This window comes from Mycobacterium sp. IDUB_3 (assembly GCF_055419585.1).
Window position 1 is genome coordinate 1755705 of sequence record NZ_JBVAXZ010000001.1, and the last position, 20968, is coordinate 1776672.

The window sequence follows — 20968 nt, forward strand, 5'->3', positions numbered from 1 at the left end:
TGAAATGTGGATTGAGATAGTCCAACGCGTTTGGTCGGCTGGTACGGACACAGCCGGGCAGCCGGATTCAGCCACGAAGCAGAGCTGCGTTTCGCAGCATCACGCCTGACCGAGCCTGGGCTGTAGAGGTTCCATCCACCCTTCGGGTACATCTATCGACCGTTGGTTTACAGGACCGAACATCTGACGGAGGGCTGACGAGTTGGGTCGCCGCGGGGCCGAGAACACCTATCAACACCGCCCGCCCGAACCCGGGGCTCGGGCATGAGTAGATATGAGGTGTTGTCGTTGTCGGCCACGAGGCGAAGGCACCAGATCAAGTCACCGTCGGGGTGGTCCTCGCAGTCGGTGTCGATGATCGCGATCAGCAGAGCGGTTCTTCCGCGTCGACATCGGAGATGGGATAGGGGTTCTCGTCGTCGTCGTAGGCGGCGGTATAGACAACGTCGCCACCCCAGTACGGCTTACCCCACTCCTCCACTCGCAGATCGCAGATCTCGTCGCGGCGGCAGCGGTCGGGTCCGCATCCGACGATCCAGATCGCCTCCCACCCGGCGTTGAAGGCTCCAGGGAGGTAGATCTCGTCGATCAACTGGCGTGCACAGCCGAGGTCACTTGAACTCGGAGCATTTGGCGACCTGCTACGGTCCGCCCGGGTCGCGGACAAATACCATGTGCAGATGCGGCGGCTGGGCGATGAGAACCTGGGCGCTGGGCTCGAGTTCATCCGCCGGCCCGAGTACGTGGGTGACGCTCGTTTGATTGAATGATGCTGGATGCCAATGTGTTAAAAATATTCTCTAGTTACTATTGACTATTCTATTGACTTAGCAAATAGGATTAAGGGGCCTGGTGGGGTGGGATTCGATAAATACTTGTGTTACACCCCAAATACCCTGCGAACGCTAGACACCCTCCGAACCCTGCGCATCCTGTAAGCGCTTAATTACGCGTTCCCACATCGTTTGTCCGCGGGGGTCTGCATACCGGTCCGGGTACGCGACCACGGTCACGTCCGTGGCGATCTCGAAGTCTCCCAAGACATCGCGCGACGCCTTAGTCATGGCGGCTTTGGTCGTATTTACCACGTCGCCGATCTCGCCGATGTCACCCTCCACTAGCAGTGCATCGTGGATGGGGGCACACACAGCGACACCTTGTTCAGTGGCGAGGCAGCACGATAATCGCAACATCTCGGCCCCATTCGCTTGCATCGGGTAGTTACGCAGCGCGGTAGGTCGGGCGTTGTCGGTGATGTGGATCGGCCAGCCGAAGACGGTCGACAGCCGCCCGGTCAGGATGCCCACGTCGATCACGTGCTGGGCCCATTCCCAAAACGTTGGAAACGTGGTGGCCAACTTCCGCAGCACGTCTTGGGCTTCAATCACGCTCAATCCGGTCCGGAAGGCGAGGCCCTGCGGGCCCATCCCGTAGTTGGTTCCGAGCACCACTGTCTTGCACACTTCGCGGATGGCGGCGTGTGTTGCCTTAGTTGCGTCCGGAGGCGCCAACCCAGATCGCTTAGCGAAAGTCAGGTATGGGTCGCCGGATTCCACAGCATCGCGCATCCCCGCGTCCCCCGACAAGGCCGCGGCGATCGCCACCTCCTGACTGCTCCAGTCGATGTAGGCAAGGGCCCGCGCCGCCGGGGGCTTGATCAGGCCACGCAACCAAACCGCGGGCCCGAAGATGAACTTGGTGTTGGAAGGTGTGTTCCGCCCCGTGCGCGCGCCGAACGGCGACAGCATGGTGCGGTTACGCCCGTCGGGGCCGACCGCGACCTCTTCCAGTCGCATCTCGCTGAGCGCGTGACGAAGTTCTTTGAGGGCAGCCACCTTCGGATAGGTCTTCGCCATGTCGCGGAACGTGTCCTGGTCGAGCTGCAGGCGGCCGCTAGCGGTCAGGGGCCACGTGATTCCCTGGGCGTCGAGCCATGACGCGAAAAGGCCTACCTTAAATGTTGTGCCTTCGTAGACGCCATAGTCTTTGTCGATGTCGGCGATCAGCCCGAGCTTGATGTCTGCCCAATGCTGCCGCAGCATCTCGATAGTGGGGACGTCAATCGGGATTCCGGTGTGCTCCATGCGCGCGACCGCGGCGGTATACCGACCGCGCAGCAATGCTTGGCCGAAGCCTTGGGGCGTTCGGCGGATACCGTGAAGCATCCGTTCTAGAAGCGGCCCCAAGCAGTCGACATCAGTCACGCAATAATCGAAAATGTCGCGCCGCTCCGACTCGGTCCACGGCCCGCCGCGCAGCACCAAGTCGCGCATGCTCTTCTTCTCCTCGGAGGTGATGCTGGGGATGCCGTGATGGCTGAGCGCACCGAGCAGGCCGCGACCGATAGGCAGGGCCAGCCCGTTGGTTTCGGCGCGGAACTCTACGTACAGGTCCAGGATTCTTGCCGGAAGCGGCCAACCCAAAGCCAAAAAGCACGACAGTTCAGCGGGTGCATAGTACGCGACGAACAACGCGTCGGCGTCGGTCCGAAACGGCGGCGTATCCCCAAAATCGTCTCGCCATAACCGGATCGATCGACCGGAAATCAGTTCGTTCGCGACCAAGCACACCGGCGAGGGCCGGGCCCCCGACTTCGAAATGGTGTATTCGAAGTCGGCGGCCCAGATCTCGCTAAAGGGAAGGCCAAACATTTCAGATCTCCCCGGCGAGCTCCCGCAGCACAGGATGGTCAACGGAGTCGATCAGCAGATCACCCTTGAACCCCAGCCGAAGGAGATCGCTCAACGGTTTATTCGGCCATTGCGGTTCGCCCAGGTCGCCCTTGGCCTTAAACAGTTCATAAGCCCCGAGATCGCGTTTGCCTTGCATCTTGACCCACAAACTTTTGGCGTGCTCGGCGATCTCCAATGCGGATTCGTGCCAGCGCCGGCCAAGGCGATTATCCGAACCCGGCAACTTGGCTGGCCACAGAAATATGGTGCCGTGCTTGTTGATACAAGTGAAGATGCGCACTGGCTTGAGCTCCTCGAGGAGGTCTCCGCGGAATTCCTCGGTCACCCAATAGACCTCGCGGTCCATGTCGCCATCGCGCTCTAGGACATACCAGTCCACCGTCATCTCGGGATCAGGATGGACACGGAAGAACTCATTACGACCCGGCCGTCGGACCGGGACGGTGAGCGTGATCTTCTCGACGCCGATGTTCTCTAGCGGCGCAGATCGAAGGCGTTCGGTGTCAAACGGGTCGATTGGTTCGTTCCCGCCGTCCGGGTCATCCGAAGAGACGGCGTGGATCTTTGCAGCCATTTGTTAAACTTCTTTCTGTATTGGAGATGTTGGGGGCCACTGCCGACGCCCGGTAGTGGCCCTTGACTGTTTAGGTCGCTAAGTCGTAGTCGTCGCGGTCGTCGACCTCCTTTCCAAGCTCGATGGGGTGGAAAGAACTTCCCGGTGATGGGTTCGGGCAGCTCGGCGAACAGATGCCTTTCGGCTGGCCGCAGTTCGCACAACGGGGGCGGCATTCATAGTGGGAATCACCTTGACCGCACATCACGGGTCGGCCGCAAACATTGCACGGGCGGCGCCTCCACCGCCGAATCGGACTAGGCTGTGACATTGGTGGGCTGCATATACATTTCGACCGCGTTGCTTAAGGACTTAATGCGGTTGCGCAGAAGACGTTTCACCTCAACGGATTCCCGTGCCCCAGGCAGCTCGAACAACTTGTCCATGTCCGCGTTCAGCGTGTCCAGCCTGATCGCGATCTTCGTCGCGAACGCGACGATGTCCTGATCTTTCGGCTTCGGCTGTCGCTGCCGTATGGCCGGGTGTGACTTACCGTCGCGGCCCTGAATAGAGACTGGCGGTATTGCTTGCTCGTCCGGCAGCGGCTCGGCGTCAACATCAAGCGGTGGCATGCCGTCGCCGTAACATTCAACTGTCCCAGATGGGACAGTTGATACCGCCTTGTCAATGTCACGCTGGACAGTGCTCTTGCCCGCACCGACGAGAGGCGCAATAGCCCGTGCCGACAATCCATGACTACGAAGGGATAGAACAGCTTCCTTGCGCTTTTCACGTGGCAATGAGATTGGCGCATCGGCGAATTCCCCGTCGACGTAGTCGTCCCAATCCCTGTACTTGCGACCTTCAGTGGGGTGCTGCAGGGCCTGCCACGCTTGGCCTAAGTATGCCTGGACGATCAGTTCCCAGGTATTGTCTGAGCTTCTTTTGATTTGGTCCGTTACGTCGCGAGCTTGCCTTGCTGTCATCGGCTTCGTCCCGAAGGGAATCTCGGCGATGGCCACGGATGGTGTCGCTTTGGTTGCCATTTAGATTGTTCCTTCTTGTGGTTTTTGGTGGAGGTGATGGAGTTCTAGCCGGAGTAAAGCGTCGTTTTCACGACACCCGAACAGGAATCTTGAGTGCCTCAACGTCTTTGGCCAGAACACGGATGGGGCCGCCGGCCACGCGGAATGCGGGCAGGACGCCATCGGCAATGCGTCTGCGGATCGTCTTATGGCTTACGCCCAGGTAATTGGCGGCTTCCCTAATAGTGACGGCTTCACAATCGGCGATGATGTCTGCACGAGTGAAGACAAGTTTGTTCGATTTACCGGGCACGGGATGTCCTCTTGGGGTCCGAGTAGGGCAAGACTGTCCAACAGGTGTACTCCTGAGCCGGGTCGCCATCGTGGGGCTCGTGACCAAAGACCCAGGAAAGGGGCGGCGCGTCTGCCGTTTTCCCCTGTGGATAACTTTTGGAGTGTCCGCACTATTACGTTGCGATACAACGCAATTCAGTGTGGAAAATTAATTATCCCGGCGTGTCGGGCCAGGTTGCTCCGCCGGGCGTGTCGCTACTTTCGTGTGTCCTTGTCATGACCGGCTAAGTGAGACAATGTGTCCGCGACTTCCTCAGCCCTGCCGCTGGCGATGCCCTGATAGATCAAGCTGGCCTTGGGTGTGGAGTGGCCCAGCCTGGCCATCGTCTCTGGCAAGTTGCCGGCCCTGGCAGCCATCGTCCCTGCGAAATGCCGCAGATCATGGATCCGCATATCCTCGCGCCCGATCGTTTTCAAGGCCGGAGCAAGGTAGTCCCGGAAGACGCGGTCGTTAAGGTGGCAGCCGCGTACAGCCGGGAACAGTTGCGCAGTGGGATCTTTCCCGACGTAAGTGGCGAGATGGGCGATCAGGTCGGCCCGGATGTGCGGCGGCACGATCACCGAACGACCCTTGCCGGACTTCGGGGTGTCCACGCGGCATCCGTCGCGGTGAGTGACGGCACGGCTTATGCGAATCGCCTTGGCTCCCTCGGCTACGTCGCGGCGCTGCAGTTCGATGGCCTCGCCCCAGCGCACACCAGTCCAAGCCAGAACGAGAACGAAGGCGCGCAGCCGTTCCGGCTTGATCGCTTCGGCTAGGGCGGCGACCTCGTCCACATCAAGGATCACGGGTGTGCGTTTGGTCGGTGGGTTCATAGCTCGCGCCAGATTGGCCGGGTTGGTCGAGATGAGTTGATCGGTGACGGCCGTCGCCAAGATGGCGTGCAACAACCCGTACGCGTGGCTGTTGCGCCGGGTGTGCTCAGTGCCCAGTCCGGCATACCAGGTACGGACCGATTCGGGGGTGAGGTGAACCAGCGGCACCTTCCCTAGTGGCTTGAGATGGTTGTCCCACAGGGCCTGATAGCCGATCCGGGTGCGCGGCTTGACGTTGCGCTGCTCGATCCAGGTCTTGGCGTACTCGGCAAAAGTGATGTGCTGGGCCACCACCTCAGCGACTCGCTTTTCCGGCGAGGTCCAGTCGCCCCGCTCGATCAGCCGGCGTTCATCGCGCAGCCACCCCTCGGCGTCCATCTTGGCCGTGAATGTCTTCGGAGCGCAGTGTCGCACCAGGTCCGGCCCCACGTAGCTCGCCTGGAATTTGCCGCCGGGACGCTTGCGGATATGCCCCCATCCGCGTCTGTTCGGTATGCCTGGCACCCTTTGATTCCCCTGCCACTATGGCGATCTGTTGGCTATCTAGTAGTCCTTCGCCGTCCAATTTGTCCAACGAGTCCAGACTACGCCAGTGATGAATGTCCAGTTAGAAAGCGGTTTTTGCTGATCATACGATTATCAGCTTCGCAGTTTCGAATCCTGCCGGGGGCACCACGGATTCTTGCAGGTAAAACCTTTTTTCGGTCCCCGCCCAAAACCCTCGAATTCCCCCGGCGTGCCCTCGCAGATTTCTCCGGCGGGTGGCCAGCAAACGAGGTGGTGAAGTTCACGGGCCCGCGCCTCCAACCAAGGGGACCCCAAGAGGAACGGCGTGACGAACCACACCCTTCGACCCGACTGCGCTCGACGCGAGGTTCGGCGAGGTCTGGGAGACGGCTGGGCGAGTCATCGTTGCGCAACTGGTCATTCCCGGCATGATCAGCTGCCTCGTCAATCCCTGAGTGGAAACACCGCCGAGGGATATGGCAAAAGCCCGCCTGGGTAGCGTGATGCGGCGCGTCCTAGCAGCCGCTCAAGCTGTTCGGCTGGTGGTCACGCGGCGCATTGTTGACAGCGTTACAGAGGTCTGATTCTGTCCTTTCCGGAGGGGGCGGTGTGGGGTGCAGGGTTGCGGTTATGGTTGGGCTTGGGGGGTCCAGCGGTGCGGGGTCTGCGTTGGCCATGGCAGCGGTCAGCCCTATGACAACCATCGCCAACCCACCGGCGAGAACGGTTCTGGCGGCCAATTTTTTCAGTTTGGGCTGAGTGGTGCGGTCGAGGTGATGGGGCGTGATCATGATGATGTTTCCTTTTGTCGTCGCAGCCCCGGTGGGCCGCCCTATAGGTAGGTAGGACCAGCCCGCCAATCGGATACTTTTGACAACTCTTTCTTTTCGGGGACCGTTCAGGGCGAAGCCCGGAGATTCCAGGCAAGTGGGTGGTGCGCCCAAACCTAGATTGAGGCTATTCGAGCGGCCAGAAGACGTCTCGCTTTTGCTGAAGGATCTGTCAGGAGGATCGTGGCTCACGGCGGCCGCGTTGAGACACGCACATCGACTTCGGCGATCGTGACCACGGGCAAGCCCGTCAACCACGTTCTGCACCTACTAATAACCGTGCTCTTGTTCGGCTTCTGGTTGCCGGTGTGGATCATCATGGCGGTCAACGGCGGGGAGAAGCGCAGCACGGTCAGCGTCGCCGAGGCCGGTCGCGTGCAACATACGAACCGGCCAGCGGCGTCGCCGAACGCGAACTGGCTAGGCCGCATGTCGGAGAACCAGGCGACCCTGGTCGTCATCGGTGCCCTGATCGGCGTTTTATTGCTTGTTAGCTTCGTCGCGAACCTGTTCCACTTCCCAATCACACCAATACCGAAGGGAAGCAACACAATTGACCAACGCACCCGAATGGTGACGCCGAAGTTAAAGCGTGGCGGGCCAACGACCGCGACGCAGGGCCGCGGTTGGCGTCGCTGCCGCCCGACGAACGGCATGAAGCGCTGCAGCAGCTCGGCTATCGGGCTGGCGATTGACGACACTTGTCAGCCGGTTCGTCCGCCGAACTGGGCGGAAGATATTAAACCGCTGACGCCACGCTTGGCAATGCTGCCGAGTGCTCACAGCAAGCCGTAAGCCATTGCCGCAGGCACCGCATAATTCGTGCTTGCGAGAGTGAGCGGCGATTTCGCGCTAGTTGTGCGCGTGCGCCCGTTCGGTCAGGTCGACGACCTTCGCGGCGGGAGCACTCGTCTTGACCGACTCAATGCCTTTGTAGGCACTTTCCTTCATCTCATAGGCCTGGCTGGCGGCGACGATCTCACCGTTGGCGGCCTTGAGGTGGAACCGAAACTTGCCGGCTTTATCCTTGCTGATCTCGAACTTGGCTGCCATTGCAGTTCTCCTTGTTCGCTTCTCCGAACAGCAAGAACGCTACGCCGCGGTTGGATTCCCGAGAAGGGGGAGCAGACTCGGTTCCGTTTGCTTCAGGTTCGTCTCAGCACGAACGCCTCGATCTGTCGATCTTTCGCCCGCACCTCGTACTTCCGCCAGCCCGGATACAGCTCGAGTCCTTTGGCCCAGATCTCGTCGCGCTCGCGTGGTGTCGCAAGCCGTGCGGTGGCGAGCCAGGTGTCGCCGCCGACCGCCACCGTCGCTTGCGGATGGGCCTTCAGGTTGTGGTACCAGGCCGGGTGCCTGGTGCCCCCGAAGTTGGACGCAATCAGGGCCAGGCCGTCCGGGTGCGGGATCCCGTACACGGCGACGGTGCGCGACTCACCGGATTTGGCGCCCGTGGTGGTGAGCATGACCGCCGGGATGCCGGTCGCGACCTCGGCGAAGCTCCTCCGGCCTCCGGTGGCCTTGACGACGAGGCGGTCGAGGTGGTGCGCCGTCGGGCGAAGAAGCGCCGCACCCAGGGCGGTGGACGCGAAGCGGCGCATCGTCCGGTGAAAAGCATTCGCATCGTCGAACGACCGGCCGGGCATGGCGTCATTGTGGTCCGCTCGCCCGCGCTGGACAAGCAATCGAAAAAGCCCCCCCACGCGTCACAAACAAACATTAAGCTCCTGCTGGTGGGCGTGAAGGTGTTCGCCAAGGGCGGCGGGCGATGGCTGGCGATCGCAGCGTCGCTCGTCGTCTCCGCGGCCATGATTCACGCGCAGGGCACCAAGACACGGTGCTGCGTCGAGACGCCCGCGCCGGCTCCCACCACAAGCGCCGCCGCCGCGCCCCTGCCTGCCAGTGCGCCGCGCACCGCCAGTCCGGCCGAGGTGGAATCGCTGACGGCGTTGGCACCGCCCGCCCCGTCCGCCGGCCAGCAATTCCAACTCGCATTGCCGCACAGCGTGGGATCCGAGGACCGGTTGCAGGTCAAGACCATCTGGGCGGCCCGCGTCATCACCGTGCTCTTCCCCCAGATCAAGACCATCTACGGATACCGCGAGGATCCGTTGCCGTGGCATCCCAACGGGCTGGCGATCGACGTGATGATCCCGAACTACCACTCCCCCGAAGGCATCGAGCTCGGCAACCAGATCGCCGGCTATGCCCTGGCGAATGCCAAGCGATGGGGCATCAACCACGTGATCTGGCGGCAGAAGATCTACCCGGGCGTCGGCGGGGGGAACTGGATGGCGGACCTGGGCTCAGAGACCGCCGACCATTACGACCATGTGCATATCGCGACCGGCGGTGGCGGCTACCCGACCGGGCACGAAACCTATTACATCGCCTCGATGACCGCCGCGCCGCCGGACTGATCCGCCAAGTCATTACCCGGCAACAGCATCGGGCACCGTTCATAGGCGCATCACGGGCGGGGTCCGGCGGATCGACGCATCCGATCAGCCCAAAACACCGCCTTGCGGTGTGGTTGCCACGAAAATGGCCTTCGATTGCTGACGCAGGACATAGTTGCTCACTGACGGTTTGCCAGCTTTTACCGTTCGCCGGGCAATCCCGTGCCGCACGTCGCATACTGAGGCCGTTGTCACCACCACTGAAAAAAGGAGCCGAGCGTGAAGGGTGTTTGCGGGCTGCGCATGTTGTGTATTCCGGCTGTCGTTGCTGCCGCGTTAACGGTAGGTAGCGGGGTCGCCGCCGCCGACGATGACGGGTACTTGGGCCAATTGAAGAAGATCGGCGTGGTGTGGCAGCCGGGTGGCGAAGGCACGCTGATCTCGCTGGGGCACGCCATCTGCTCGGATCGCGCCGCGGGCAAGACTCCGGACGAGCTGGCGACCGACGTTCATTCCGGGTTGAGCAGTTCCTTCAACTACGGGGACGCCGCGGCCATCGTGAGCGCGGCGGAATCGAACTACTGCCCCTAAACAATCCTGAGGCGTCGTGACGGCGTCTCCGTCATGCCGGCCCGGCGGCGAACGCCGCCACCGGCATTTCGACGCTGCCTCTGCAGGGACCGTTGTTGATGTCGGTGTGCCAGGTCCCGCGTAGCGAACCATCGGGCTGCGGCGTGTAGAAGGCCCACGACTTCGCGGGTGCCCATACCTTCGAAACGCCTTCGCCCATATAGCAATCCCATTGGAAGTCGAAGCGCTCAACCCACTTGGTGCCGTCCCAGGTGTAGTGCGAAGGCTGGGGCAGCGTCGGGTTCTTCGGCGTGGGGCCGTTGGTGGCGGTGGCCACGCAGCTGCCCGACGAGCATGCGGTGGTGAAGACGTAATCCGCGCTGAAGGTCGGTTCGGATTGCGTGGCGGCGACGCTGGTGCCGGTTTTGTTGACCGCATACCTCACCAGTGAGTATTTGCCATTCCACGACGGTGCCAGCGCATGCACACCTATGCCGGGCGCGCCGACGATCGACGCGGCGACGGCGGCGAGCACCGCAACTACCCGAAAGCTCGGCCGCATTGCGTCAATGGTGGCCGTTCGACGACGCGGCATGATCTCGGCACGGACACATCGCGGTGTCGTCACACGATCAGTGCGCTCGCAACAGGAACAACCCATAGGCGGCGATCGACTGCGCGTCAGCGATGACTCCCCCGCGAATCATCCACTCGACCTCGGCGCGCGCGAACCACGCACTGCGCATGTCCTGTTCCTCGTGCTCGCGGTCGGCTTCTCCCTCGGCGATACCGGTGGCCAGAAACACCCAGCCGCGCTGACTGGTCATTCCCGGTGCGACGTCGAGCTGGCCGAGGGCCTCGAATGACGTTGCGCACAATCCGGTTTCCTCACGTAACTCGCGCTCGGCCAGCTCGGCCGGTTCGGCGTCGACCAGGTCGGGAGCGGTACCTTGCGGAAACTCCCAGCGTCGCTCGCCGAGCGGATAGCGATACTGCTCGACCAACCGGAACCGTCGCCCGTCATACGGCATCACGAGCGCATAGGCCGGCTTGTCGATGACGCCGTAGATGCCCTCGCTGCCGTCCGGGCGGCGGATGTCGTCCTCTCGCAGCACCATCCACGGATTTCGATAGATCTCGCGGGTCGCGAGGCGTTCGATGAAAGTCACGACGCCAGTATTGCCTTGAATACCGCAACTCATACCGGGCGAGGGCGAGGAGTAGCGTCCGAAGCTATGCCGTCCCCAGAAGCCATCACCGAGACCGTCAATCGCTACCTCGCGCTGGTCGCAACGGGTACCGCCGACGACATCGTGACCCTCTACGCCGCCGACGCCACGATCGAGGATCCGATCGGATCGGACATCCGCCGCGGGCATGACGCCATCCGCGCGTTCTATGCGGGCTTCCAAGACGCCAAGAAGGACACCGAACTCGCCGAAATACGGATCGGCGGCAGCGAAGCCGCCTTCTTTTGGCATCTGACGCTCGACGCCGGTGACAGCCGAACCCGAATCTCACCCATCTCGATGATGTCGTTCGACGGGGAGGCCAAGATCACGTCGATGCGCGCGTTCTGGTCACCTGCCGACGTTCAGGTCTTGTAGATCCGCCAATTCCGTTGGCCGACCGCTTAACTCGGAATTCGCCCGAGGATGCCCTGCACCAGGGTGGTGGCGTCGTCTCCGAGATCGCGCCCGATCACATCGACGTCGACCACGACGTTGGCCTTGGCCGCGAGCGCCCGCAGTGCGCTGGTGTGCTGGCTGCCGACGTCGGTGGTCCGCCCGTTGTCCTGCACGGTCCCCAGGGTGCAGCGCACCGATGTCACCGGACCGGTTTGCGCCGGTGTGCCGACGTTGTAGATGCCGGAAACGCCGCCGTGCGAGTAGGTCAACTGTCTCAGGGCGCAGCCGTTGATCTGATTGACCGCGCTGGTGACGAAAACCTTTGCGGCCACGGCATTGTCGAACGTAGCGACGAACTCCGAAACCCCATGCGGGAAACCGTTGGTGTGCTGGCCCAGGTCGACGCCGTAGATGGCGCGATAACCGCTGTCGCGATAGGACGCGGTCAGGCCGTTGAACACGGCTTGGGTGCACTCCGGGGGGTCGAAGCTGTCGCCGGGCTGCAGCTCGTGCGTCTGAGTCCACGTCTTGTTGACGTACATGCCGGGCGCTTTGATGAGGCCGGCGACATCTTCACCGGTGAGCACCAGCGACTGTAGGCCTTCGGTCGTCACCGAAGGTTCCGGCGGGGCGGGCGTGGTCGCACTCGGCTTCGCCGCACCCGAGGCAGTGGTCCCGCCGGAGTGCGCCGTTGATGGGCCGGCGTGGTTGTTGCCGAGCGTCGCCCACAGCACCAGCGCCACCACGGCGATGACGGTGAAGGCGTACGACAGCGTCAGCCCGACCAGCGCACGGTTGCGGCCGAGGTCGCCGCGCCGGCGGATGTCCCTAAGGGCTAAGTGCCCCAACACCGCTCCGACCGGGGCCAGCAGAAACGCGAACACGACCGACAGCGTCGCCAGCGTGTTGACTTCGTCCGACGGCGGCCGCGGGGGCGGCTGGCCCGGCGGCGGGGGCGGCGGTGCGCCGGGGTCGAAGGGGTTGGGCCAACTCGGGCCCGGCCAACTAGCCGTCATGAGAACGGGTCGTAGTCGGGGTCATTCGCCGGCGTCCTCGGAGGCGACGTGGAACCGGGCGGTTGCGAAGGCGCCGGCGGTTGCTGCGGGGCCGACGGCGCGGGAAAGGCGGCCGGTTGCGGAAAAGCTGGTGCGGCAATGGGTTCAGGCCTGCTGCCCTGACGGAAGTAGGCGCTTGACTCAGGCAGGCCGAGTAACGCGGCAGAGGCGGCCGAAATGATCATTGCCACGACGGCGCCGACATGCAGCAGCTGGCCGAACCACGCCACGGACTCCCCCAGGTCGAGAACGAAAACCGCTACGCCCGTGCACAATCCGAGGACGCAGGCGCCCCACGTCACGATTCGGGCCCAGCTGTGCCCCCGATCCGTGAGCACAGCCAGCGACACCACCAACGCCGCGACGACGATCAATCCGGCGGCCGTGGCGACCAGCAGCGGGCCCGAGGTGCTGCCGCGTGCACGGAAATCCGAAATCGCCACCAGCACAGCGATCGCCGCCGCCAACAGCAGGGCTGCGATGCCGGCGAACACATAGCTGCCGAAAAACACCGTGGCCGGGGACGTACCCGCGGCCGCCCGGGCCGGCGCCGCCGGCGGCCGGACGGGCGGCGGCAGGCCGGGTGGCGGCTGCGCTGCGGGCGGTCGCGGCGCGGCGGGTGGCGGCGGCAGGCCGGGCGAGGCCGGCGGGCCCCACGAGGGCGTCGGCGAAACGGGTTCGGGGCTAAAGGGATCGAAGAAGGGATCCTGGGAGTGGTCTGACACCGTCAGCGCCTCCCCGGCAAACCGGCCGTCCGCCTGCGCCGCCACCACAGCGCACCCCCGACACCGATCCAGGCGGCCAACGGCAACACGATCGCGGCGTACATGAGCGGACTCAGCGACGTCCCGAATACCGACTTCGGCATCGGGATGAGCACTCCCGGGTCGCCTTTCCAAACCTGGCTCATCGGTCGCGCACTGGTCAGGCCGCCCAACCACACCTGCTGCGCGGAACTCTGCTGCGGCGAAGTCTGCAGCCGCGGCCCGAACAGCGAACCGCTTGCGGTGGCGGGCAGGCTCGGATGGTCTTTGGCGAAGTCTTTGGGCGTCATGTTGACCAGCGGGATGTTGGTGAAATCGACGCCGCCGATGGTCAGCTTCCAGGTGGTGCGGTCACCGGTCTGCCAGGTGTAGGTCGCGTCGCCCTCGTAGAAGGACTTGCGGTAGCGGTTGAAGAGTTCCTGCGGGCTGAAGGGTTCCTTGGTGGTCCAGGCGTCGATGTCGCCCGAGTCAACGATTTTCGAGTAGGCGGTGGCCTTGGTGGCACTGCGTTGCCGGTACCACTCGGCGGCGATCCGGCTCGCATACACGCGGCGCAGATCGGCGTACTCGGGCGCGTGATTCACCTCGTCCACGATCTTCGGCAAAATCATCGTCCGGTACAGATCGTCGTTTTGGCGGGTGATTCCCGCGTCCTGGGCGGGGCAGCCGATGCCCGGCTTCAAGTCCATCCCCTCGATTTCGAGCTTCACATCCAGCGGAGCGTCCAGGATGTACATCGAGTCGCCCTGCGCGGACACGCTGGCCGGCAGTGGGATGATCCACTTCCGTTGCGGGGAAAAGCATTTCGAGCCCTTCAACGCATCCAAGAACTGGCGGCCGTCCGGCGTGGCGGGGTCGACGAGCTTCGCGGTGGCCTGCTTCATGGTGTAATCGGCTTCCAGCAGGATCCGTCCGGCGTCGGTGCGACCGAACTGTGCGTCGATGATGCGGTCCGGTTCGTTCGGGTTGAGGTTCACCGTGAATGCCGAGGTGGGTAGCGCAAGCCAGACGAAGAACGAGTCCGAAGCCATGTACGCGTTGGCATTACCGCCGAACGACGGCGCACCGCCGGTTTGCGTATTGGCGGCGAAGGAATACTGCACACCGTTGCCGTTGAGATCGGTGTCGGAGATGTAGCGGAGCTGCAACGTCGAGAAATCGACACCGCCCAGCACTCCACCGATCCCGCTGGAAACGGCACTGACGCCGCTCGCGACGCCGCCGCCGATCCCACTGGCCACGCCGCCGACAATTCCCCCTGTCACCGCGCCGGCGATGCCGCTGACCAGGCCACCCGTGACGTTGGCCAAAACGGTGGCAGCGCCGCCCGTAGCGGCGCCGATGATGCCGGCGACGGTATTGGCCGCCGTCACGCCCGCGAGGACTCCGGCGTCGACGATTGGGCCAACAACGGCGCCCGGATTGATCGGCATCGGGCCGGCCGCCGGCTTAGGCGCTTGCGGTGCGGGGAGTCGGGGCGCTTGCGGTGCGGGAACCGGACCGGGCGCCTGCTGTGCCGGGGCCGGTGCGGGGACCGGACCGGGCGCCTGCTGTGCCGGGGCCGGAGCCGGCGCTTGCTGGCCCGGGGCGGGCGCCGGAGCCGAACCGGGTGCTTGCTGGCCCGGGGCGGGGGCCGGCGCCGAGACGGGCACCGACTCCGGTACCGACTCGGGATCCTGGGCCGCCTGTTCAATGTCCATGTCGGCGTTGACCTGCCCTGAGACAAATGCCTGTTCGATCGCCTGGGCCGGGGAGTCCGGAGATGCGCCGGTGGTTTGATCGGCACCCCCGTTGACCGGGTTCTGCCCGCCGCTGGCGAGGACGGCTTTCCCCGACGGGTCGGGTACACCCACCGTCGGGTAATACCGGACGAATAGCCGGTCGGACGCGCCCAGGCCCTGAGCGGCAGCAAGCATTGCTTGAAGCGTCGCCGGCGGCGGCTTGTCCGGGAAGATGTACACCACCCGACGACCGGTCTGTTGCGCGATGCGTAGGAAGTCTTCGAGCTGTGCCTTGTCGACGGCCCCGGTCTTGATCTCGACGATTTCTTGATCGTTGTGGAAGTCAGGGCGGCGGTTGATCGAGGTGCCCTTGATCTTCCGGTTGCGTATGTAACCGTTTTCCGTCAACTTCAACTCTTGGTCGAGCGCGGTTTCGAAGCTGGTGCCCGTGTTGCGATTGTTGAAGGCACGAACGTATGCGTCGCGATAGTCCGCCCAGCTCAACGGATTCGCCACAGCGGGCGCGCGCTGGTTCTGGTAGACCAACCAACTCTTGTAGAGATGTTGTTCGGTGCCGGCTTTGTACTTGCCCTTGGTATTGATATCGATCAAGGCCGCGCGGCTCGGTGCGGGTAGTGCAGAGAGGCCGTTGGCTGACGGAAAGGTATAGGTGAGGGGGGTCTTGCCCACCGGCGGATCCTGGTCGGCGGAATACCCAGGCAGTTTCGGTGCGGGATCCGCAACGGCCTGGTGCGTGGGCGCCAACAGCAACGCCAACGCCAGAACCAGGGCGGTCGCGACGACGCGACGCCATATCAGCCAAACCCGAGCCATATGCGGCCCTCCCCGTCGGACTTCGCGCTCGAAGGCGAAGCACAAGATGTCGCGATCCTAAGTGAGGTTGACGGGCTTGAGAATTCAGCCGACCCATTCGTCGTAGTAGGCGCGAGGACGGCCGAGGTCGCCACGCTCGAGCATGAAGGAAAGCAGATGGAACGGCCCGGTGAAGCCGGCGTCGTCGTTCAACTGAAGTTGAAAGTTTGCGGTAATCGGGTCACCCTCGTCGCGAAACTCGCGATACACCCAACGCGACGGGCAGCCGCGCCGCAGTATCTCGCCCAAGTAGTAGCTGGCACCGTCAACGAACTCAGCGTTGCGCGGATCCCGAATCGCAGCCACAGTCGGCGTTTTCCGTGATACGAGCTCGGTCAACCGGTTAATACTGTCGGGGCTGTAATCCCAGTTGCCACCGTTGCGAGCCGCCCAGTCCGGGAAATTCTGCTCCTGTCGAGTCAGCCAGTCATCGAGCACCGTCGAGGGCGGCGGGGCGTTGAACAGGCCGTCCGCCAGCGTGCGCTCTTTGACCGGGGACCATCCAGGATGCGCCTCGGCGTAGTCCTGCACGACCTGCTTCCAGCGTCCGTAGGTGGCGGCCAAAACCTCACTCTCATCGGTCGCCAATGCTTGTAGCAGCAGGTGTGTCGGCGACAGCGCCTCCAGCCCGCAATCGGAGTCCGGACGAATGATCGGAAAGCCCGTCGCGTCGGGCTCACCCGCGCTGTCGATCCGCCAACGATGCTCGGACAGCCGCTGTCGCAGCAGAGGCTCATCGACCGTGACGCCCTCGGGCGCCTCGGCGACCCAGTCCCACCGCCCGCCACCGACCCGCATCAAGGCCTCACCCAGATACGCCACCACCCCCGCGGTGAACGACTGGTGTTCGTCGTACAGCACTTCGGTCGGATCGGCCAGGCGATTCCGCGCCGCGGCCTCGAGCGCCGACAACGATGACTCGGAATAGTCCAGCGCGACGGCCCCACCCAGATCGACATCACCCATCATGTCAATCAGCAAGTTGATCCGGTCCAACCACCAATCGAGTGGCCCACCCTCCACCGCGTTCTCCCGTCCAGTCTCAGCGCCGCCCAATAAGCGACGATGGCGTCGATTATCCCTGTTGTACCGGTAGTTGACCTGACACGATCATCGCACAGCGATCACTCGCATGACCGTCGCCTCCGCCCCGCCGAACGGAGCCACGCAGGCTACGGAAACGTAAGTCATACAACAATTTTGACTCGCAGCCGCAGGGTCCCGCGGGGTGGAATCAGCCAACCCACTCGTCGTGGTACGCGCGAGGACGGCCGTGGTCGCCACGGTCGAGCATGAACGACAGCAGATGGAAAGGCCCGGTAAAACCGGCGTCGCGCGGTGGCCTCGAGCGCCGACAACGATGACTCGGAATAGTCCAGCGTGACGGCCCCGCCCAGATCGACATCGCCCATCATGTCGATCAGCAAGTTGATGCGGTCCAACCACCAATCGAGTGGGGCCGCTCCACGGCGTCCTCCCAGTCATCTTCGAGTTTCTGACATGTCGCGCTGGCATCAATCTGCACCGTGCCCGATAGTCATAGCAACAGCTGAGCGCCAATGTCATCAGAGGTGGGGATACATGAGCACGCGCCGCCACATCATCGTCAGCGGTGACGACGCGCTCGCGACCACGATCGCCGAGGAACTGAACCGCGCGGGCGCCACGATCGTCAAGTTGCACAGCGAGGAGCTCGCCGGCGCCGACCTTGCCCGCGCACACGCCATCGTGTGCGCCGGGGATGACGACGCGAAGAATCTCGAAATCGCCTTGCTGGCAAGGAAAACGAACCCTCACGTGCGCGTAGTCGCCCGGCTGGGCAACGACGTGTTGCGGGGAGCGGTGGCCGCCGACAACGGGCCCGGCGCCATCCTGGACGTCGCCGACCTCGCGGCGCCCTCGGTGGTCGAGGCCTGCCTGTCGAGCCATACGCATCCGGTCGAGGCCGCCGGCATCAAATTTCTGGTGTCGGGGGCCGAGGCGCCCCGCGACGCGACCCTTCGCGAGATCTATGGCGACCTGGCACCGGTAGCCGTGATTCACGGCGAGAACTCCGCTACGCCCGACGAAGTGGTCCCGTGCCCGGGACGGGATCATCGCGTGCGCATCGGCGACTGGACCGCCATGATCGGCAGCGCCGATGAGCTGGCCGCGCGCGGCATCAGGACGCCACGGCCGAGCGCGACGCGCTCGCGCCAATCGTGGATGCGGCGCGTCTCGGACGCCGCGCGGGCGATGCGCGACGACGTCAATCCCATGCTCTTTCCCGCGATGCTGCTCGCGCTGAGCCTGCTGCTCGCCGCGACGGTCGTCGTGCACTTCTCCTACACGAAGCCGCGACTGTCCTGGCTGGACGCGATGTATTTCACCGCGGAGACCATCACCACCGTGGGGTATGGCGAGTTCACCTTCCTGCACCAATCCGCGTGGCTGCGAATATTCGCCGTCGCCTTGATGTTCGCCGGCGTGACCACCACCGCGTTGCTCGTCGCGTTCCTGGCGGACTTGCTGCTCTCGCGCCGCTTCCTGCAATCGGCCGGGGTCCGCCGCGCACGCCATCTGCGCAACCACATCATCGTTGTCGGGCTGGGCTCGTTCGGCAGCCGCGTCGTCGGCGATCTGACCGCCGCCGGATACGACGTCGCGGTGATCGAGCGAGACGAGAACAACCGATTCCTTTCGGCCGCAGACGAACTCGACGTGCCGGTGATCTTCGGGGACGCGACATTGCGCCAGACGCTGGAGTCGGCCCGCGTCGACCGTGCCCGCGCCGTCGCGGTGCTGACCCAGGACGACATGGTCAACATCGAGACCGGAATCGTGCTGCGCGAGATGCTCGGACCCCGGGTGATGCCCGAGGTCAACCGGCCCGACGTGCCGATAGTGCTGCGCATTTATGACCGCACCCTGGGTGACGCGGTGGCCAAGCGGTTCGGTTTCGAGAACGTCCGCTCGACCGTCGACCTCGCCGCCCCCTGGTTCATCGGCGCCGCGATGGGCCTGCAGGTGCTGGGGACGTTCTCGGTCGGGCCGCGTTCGTTCATGGTCGGCGCCATGCACGTGGCGGCCGGCAGCGAACTCGACGGGCTGCGGATGTTCGAGATGTCCACCCAGACCCGGGTCATCGCGATCACCCGGCGGGATACGCCCGTGGAGTTGCACCCTCGCCGGGATGCGTGGCTGCGCGGCGGCGACACCGTCTATCTGGTGGGGCCGTACCGCGAGCTGCTGGAGACGCTGCGTAAGGGACAGCCGCCGCAGGAGCCCGCGGTCAACGACGAGCGCCCGGCGGATAAGGCGACGACCTGAAGACGCTCAGCGCCGCATCCGGATCAGGAAGCTGACCAGCCGAGCGACCCCGGGCCGCCCGATCCGTCGGCGCGGCCGACATGCCGGGCACACCATTCGGCCAACTCGTGGCGGGCGGCGACGGTCACCGGATGCTCTTCACCGAGTACGCGCGCCTCTTCGTCGACCAGTGCCGCCCACGCGGCGACCTCGTCGGTGACGCCGGCCCGGTCCGGGGCCCAGAGCGTGAACATATGCCGGGCCATGAGCAGGTGAACGTGGTCGGCACCGAGCTTTTCGCGTAGGTCACGGATCAACGGTTCGAGCTCGGCGACGGCCGCGGGAACGTCACCCGCCCGGCCCCGCCAGATCGCCAGCATCAATCTGGTCCCCAGGGTGTCGGCGTGGCCGTCACCGAGCACGCGACGGCGCGCGGCGAGGACCTGTTCACCCTCGGCCATTGCGCCCACGACATCGCCTATCTCCCAACGCTTCTCGGCGATCTTCTCGCGGGCGACCAACACACTCTCGTGCTCGCCACCCAAGATGCGCTGTTCGTCGGCGAACAGCTGCGACCACTCGGCAAGCGACGACAGCGAAGGTTGTCGCCGGCCCGCCAACAGGTGGCGAGCGGTCAGGGTGCTGAGGTGGTCGCGACCGAGCACCTCGACGAGGTCCGGTATCAGCCGCGCGAACTCGTCGTAGGCGACGGCCTCCTCGCCGGCCCGCAGCTGCAAGGTGGCCAGCGACACCTTCAGTTCCAGGACGGTGGCATGACGCTCGCCAAGAGTCGCCCGGCAGAGGGTGACCAGCTCGTTTGCCTGCCGCGCGGCCCCGGCGTAATCACCGTGATTCGCGCACTCCGTCATCAGCCCGGTCAGTTCGGCCAGCGGGGCGGGCAACTCCTGCTGCGTCATTCGCTAATGAAATCGCCACCGCGCCGAGGCGGCAATTCACCCCGATCTACCTGCGGCGATGCCACAGGACGGCAGGTTACAGCCGCGCAGCAACGTCCGCGGCGCGACGTACTTGATCGACATCCGAGCTCGTCGGGATGAGCTGAACCTCGTCGGTGCCGATGTCCTCGAACCTGCGCAACACGTCCAACAGCTCGTCTTCGCTGCCTGCCCAGCCGGTCATCGGCGCCATCGCGTCGACGTACTCTGCCGGTATCCAGTTCATGTAGCGGCGTAGGTGACGGTGGATCTGGGCGCGAGACTCCTCGGGGGATCCGAACGCGAACCAGAACGACGTGATCAGGTGGGGTTCGGGCTTGCCGACCTGGGCCCAGGCCGCCCGGGCCACGTCGAACAGCTCGTTCTGCTTGGCGACGTCGAGGTCCAGGGTGGTGCCGGCCAGCCCGTCGGCCCACGCGGCCGCGCTGCGGATGGTTTTCGGCCCGATACTGCCGACGAACAGCGGCGGACCGCCGGGCTGGACCGGAGCCGGTCCGACGGGCAGCACCGAGTCGGTGGTCTTCTCCCCCGCCCAGACGCGCTTCATCACGGCAACGCGTTCGGCCATGCCGCGCATCGTCTGCGTCGCCGGGTCGGCGCTCACGGCGTGGTAGTCCTCGTGCCGGCCGCCCACGCCGATTCCCACCGTCAACCGGCCGCCGCTGAGCAGGTCACCGGTCGCCAGCCCCTTTGCGAGCATGACGGGATCGTGCAGCTGCGGCACGATGACGGTCGTCAGCAGCCGCACCCGATTGGTCCAGGCGGCCAGCGCGCCCAGCAACGTCAGGTTGTCCGGATTGTCGAAGGCGATCCGCTCACCCCAGCACAGCGAAGAGAACGGGCCCTCGTCGATACCGCGCGCCCACGTCTCGAGCACCGTCGCATCCAGATCCGGCTCCATCACCGGCATCGTCATCGCAATCCGCACGACGGCGA

The 20968-nt window shown here is 64.3% G+C and carries 21 protein-coding genes; 5 read left to right on the top strand and 16 right to left on the bottom strand.

The features are described from left to right. Positions 1–364: 364 nt before the first annotated feature. From ACZYVJ_RS07655 to ACZYVJ_RS07680, 6 genes are all read right to left on the bottom strand, one after another. Entirely contained in the window at positions 365–592 is a 228-nt protein-coding gene (locus ACZYVJ_RS07655; protein WP_463830450.1) for a hypothetical protein, read from the bottom strand. A 313-nt stretch (positions 593–905) separates the two neighbouring features. Continuing rightward, positions 906–2651, bottom strand: a complete 1746-nt coding sequence (locus ACZYVJ_RS07660) for a DNA polymerase (protein ID WP_463830451.1) — start codon at positions 2649–2651, stop codon at positions 906–908. Position 2652: 1 nt separating this feature from the next. After that, the gene (locus ACZYVJ_RS07665) at positions 2653–3267 is read right to left on the bottom strand and encodes a hypothetical protein (protein WP_463830452.1); all 615 of its coding nucleotides are present in this window, start codon (positions 3265–3267) and stop codon (positions 2653–2655) included. A 296-nt stretch (positions 3268–3563) separates the two neighbouring features. Continuing rightward, positions 3564–4292, bottom strand: coding sequence for a hypothetical protein (locus ACZYVJ_RS07670; RefSeq protein ID WP_463830453.1), 729 nt, complete (start codon positions 4290–4292; stop codon positions 3564–3566). A 67-nt stretch (positions 4293–4359) separates the two neighbouring features. Then, positions 4360–4584: a helix-turn-helix domain-containing protein gene (locus ACZYVJ_RS07675; protein ID WP_463830454.1), complete on the bottom strand. Its 225-nt coding sequence runs from the start codon at positions 4582–4584 to the stop codon at positions 4360–4362. A gap of 236 nt (positions 4585–4820) precedes the next feature. Beyond that, positions 4821–5945: a tyrosine-type recombinase/integrase gene (locus ACZYVJ_RS07680; protein WP_463830455.1), complete on the bottom strand. Its 1125-nt coding sequence runs from the start codon at positions 5943–5945 to the stop codon at positions 4821–4823. A gap of 1016 nt (positions 5946–6961) precedes the next feature. Between ACZYVJ_RS07680 and ACZYVJ_RS07685 the strand changes: the two genes are divergently transcribed. Continuing rightward, on the top strand, positions 6962–7573 hold the full coding sequence (locus tag ACZYVJ_RS07685; RefSeq protein WP_463830456.1) for a hypothetical protein: 612 nt from the start codon (positions 6962–6964) through the stop codon (positions 7571–7573). A gap of 57 nt (positions 7574–7630) precedes the next feature. Here the strand turns inward: ACZYVJ_RS07685 and ACZYVJ_RS07690 are convergent, their stop codons facing one another. Together ACZYVJ_RS07690 and ACZYVJ_RS07695 are read right to left on the bottom strand one after the other, a co-directional pair. Further along, on the bottom strand, positions 7631–7831 hold the full coding sequence (locus tag ACZYVJ_RS07690) for a YegP family protein (protein ID WP_463830457.1): 201 nt from the start codon (positions 7829–7831) through the stop codon (positions 7631–7633). Between the two features lie 92 nt (positions 7832–7923). Next, complete coding sequence (locus ACZYVJ_RS07695) at positions 7924–8424, bottom strand: nitroreductase family deazaflavin-dependent oxidoreductase (protein ID WP_463830458.1); 501 nt, start codon at positions 8422–8424, stop codon at positions 7924–7926. Positions 8425–8511: 87 nt separating this feature from the next. On the opposite strand from ACZYVJ_RS07695, the gene ACZYVJ_RS07700 reads away from it, so the two are divergent. Both ACZYVJ_RS07700 and ACZYVJ_RS07705 read left to right on the top strand, forming a co-directional pair. After that, positions 8512–9198, top strand: coding sequence for a glycoside hydrolase (locus ACZYVJ_RS07700; RefSeq protein ID WP_463830459.1), 687 nt, complete (start codon positions 8512–8514; stop codon positions 9196–9198). 282 nt (positions 9199–9480) lie between these two features. Further along, positions 9481–9768: a DUF732 domain-containing protein gene (locus ACZYVJ_RS07705; protein WP_463832892.1), complete on the top strand. Its 288-nt coding sequence runs from the start codon at positions 9481–9483 to the stop codon at positions 9766–9768. Positions 9769–9799: 31 nt separating this feature from the next. Here ACZYVJ_RS07705 and ACZYVJ_RS07710 read toward each other — a convergent pair whose 3' ends face one another. Both ACZYVJ_RS07710 and ACZYVJ_RS07715 read right to left on the bottom strand, forming a co-directional pair. Then, a complete protein-coding gene (locus tag ACZYVJ_RS07710; RefSeq protein ID WP_463830460.1) occupies positions 9800–10309 on the bottom strand; it encodes an Rv2253 family sensor-like surface protein in 510 nt (169 codons plus the stop codon). Positions 10310–10379: 70 nt separating this feature from the next. Next, positions 10380–10949: an NUDIX domain-containing protein gene (locus tag ACZYVJ_RS07715; RefSeq protein WP_463830461.1), complete on the bottom strand. Its 570-nt coding sequence runs from the start codon at positions 10947–10949 to the stop codon at positions 10380–10382. A gap of 33 nt (positions 10950–10982) precedes the next feature. On the opposite strand from ACZYVJ_RS07715, the gene ACZYVJ_RS07720 reads away from it, so the two are divergent. Beyond that, a complete protein-coding gene (locus tag ACZYVJ_RS07720) occupies positions 10983–11354 on the top strand; it encodes a nuclear transport factor 2 family protein (RefSeq protein WP_463830462.1) in 372 nt (123 codons plus the stop codon). 26 nt (positions 11355–11380) lie between these two features. On the opposite strand, the gene ACZYVJ_RS07725 is transcribed toward ACZYVJ_RS07720, so the two are convergent. The 4 genes from ACZYVJ_RS07725 to ACZYVJ_RS07740 form a co-directional block, all read right to left on the bottom strand. Next, positions 11381–12391 carry a sensor domain-containing protein gene (locus ACZYVJ_RS07725; protein ID WP_463830463.1) on the bottom strand — a complete coding sequence of 337 codons (1011 nt, stop codon included), beginning with the start codon at positions 12389–12391 and terminating at the stop codon, positions 11381–11383. Continuing rightward, positions 12388–13200 (bottom strand): hypothetical protein, encoded by an 813-nt coding sequence (locus ACZYVJ_RS07730; protein ID WP_463830464.1) that lies wholly within the window; start codon positions 13198–13200, stop codon positions 12388–12390. The genes ACZYVJ_RS07725 and ACZYVJ_RS07730 overlap by 4 nt, the downstream gene beginning before the upstream one ends. Beyond that, the gene (locus ACZYVJ_RS07735) at positions 13158–15749 is read right to left on the bottom strand and encodes a hypothetical protein (protein ID WP_463830465.1); all 2592 of its coding nucleotides are present in this window, start codon (positions 15747–15749) and stop codon (positions 13158–13160) included. The genes ACZYVJ_RS07730 and ACZYVJ_RS07735 overlap by 43 nt, the downstream gene beginning before the upstream one ends. 84 nt (positions 15750–15833) lie before the next feature. After that, entirely contained in the window at positions 15834–16811 is a 978-nt protein-coding gene (locus ACZYVJ_RS07740) for a hypothetical protein (RefSeq protein WP_463830466.1), read from the bottom strand. A gap of 558 nt (positions 16812–17369) precedes the next feature. On the opposite strand from ACZYVJ_RS07740, the gene ACZYVJ_RS07745 reads away from it, so the two are divergent. Next, positions 17370–19097 carry an NAD-binding protein gene (locus ACZYVJ_RS07745; protein WP_463830467.1) on the top strand — a complete coding sequence of 576 codons (1728 nt, stop codon included), beginning with the start codon at positions 17370–17372 and terminating at the stop codon, positions 19095–19097. 23 nt (positions 19098–19120) lie between these two features. Here the strand turns inward: ACZYVJ_RS07745 and ACZYVJ_RS07750 are convergent, their stop codons facing one another. Together ACZYVJ_RS07750 and ACZYVJ_RS07755 are read right to left on the bottom strand one after the other, a co-directional pair. Continuing rightward, positions 19121–19993: a tetratricopeptide repeat protein gene (locus tag ACZYVJ_RS07750; RefSeq protein WP_463830468.1), complete on the bottom strand. Its 873-nt coding sequence runs from the start codon at positions 19991–19993 to the stop codon at positions 19121–19123. A gap of 76 nt (positions 19994–20069) precedes the next feature. After that, entirely contained in the window at positions 20070–20948 is an 879-nt protein-coding gene (locus ACZYVJ_RS07755) for an LLM class flavin-dependent oxidoreductase (RefSeq protein WP_463832893.1), read from the bottom strand. Positions 20949–20968: the final 20 nt, after the last annotated feature.

Excerpts from the sequence above, each read along its gene's own strand:
- ACZYVJ_RS07660 (WP_463830451.1), bottom strand. The coding sequence starts at position 2,651 with ATGTTTGGCCTTCCCTTTAGCGAGATCTGGGCCGCCGACTTCGAATAC.
- ACZYVJ_RS07755 (WP_463832893.1), bottom strand. The coding sequence starts at position 20,948 with ATGACGATGCCGGTGATGGAGCCGGATCTGGATGCGACGGTGCTCGAG.
- ACZYVJ_RS07670 (WP_463830453.1), bottom strand. The coding sequence starts at position 4,292 with ATGGCAACCAAAGCGACACCATCCGTGGCCATCGCCGAGATTCCCTTC.
- ACZYVJ_RS07710 (WP_463830460.1), bottom strand. The coding sequence starts at position 10,309 with ATGCGGCCGAGCTTTCGGGTAGTTGCGGTGCTCGCCGCCGTCGCCGCG.
- ACZYVJ_RS07715 (WP_463830461.1), bottom strand. The coding sequence starts at position 10,949 with ATGAGTTGCGGTATTCAAGGCAATACTGGCGTCGTGACTTTCATCGAA.
- ACZYVJ_RS07720 (WP_463830462.1), top strand. The coding sequence starts at position 10,983 with ATGCCGTCCCCAGAAGCCATCACCGAGACCGTCAATCGCTACCTCGCG.
- ACZYVJ_RS07735 (WP_463830465.1), bottom strand. The coding sequence starts at position 15,749 with ATGGCTCGGGTTTGGCTGATATGGCGTCGCGTCGTCGCGACCGCCCTG.
- ACZYVJ_RS07750 (WP_463830468.1), bottom strand. The coding sequence starts at position 19,993 with ATGACGCAGCAGGAGTTGCCCGCCCCGCTGGCCGAACTGACCGGGCTG.
- ACZYVJ_RS07665 (WP_463830452.1), bottom strand. The coding sequence starts at position 3,267 with ATGGCTGCAAAGATCCACGCCGTCTCTTCGGATGACCCGGACGGCGGG.
- ACZYVJ_RS07695 (WP_463830458.1), bottom strand. The coding sequence starts at position 8,424 with ATGCCCGGCCGGTCGTTCGACGATGCGAATGCTTTTCACCGGACGATG.
- ACZYVJ_RS07725 (WP_463830463.1), bottom strand. The coding sequence starts at position 12,391 with ATGACGGCTAGTTGGCCGGGCCCGAGTTGGCCCAACCCCTTCGACCCC.
- ACZYVJ_RS07705 (WP_463832892.1), top strand. The coding sequence starts at position 9,481 with ATGTTGTGTATTCCGGCTGTCGTTGCTGCCGCGTTAACGGTAGGTAGC.
- ACZYVJ_RS07745 (WP_463830467.1), top strand. The coding sequence starts at position 17,370 with ATGAGCACGCGCCGCCACATCATCGTCAGCGGTGACGACGCGCTCGCG.
- ACZYVJ_RS07690 (WP_463830457.1), bottom strand. The coding sequence starts at position 7,831 with ATGGCAGCCAAGTTCGAGATCAGCAAGGATAAAGCCGGCAAGTTTCGG.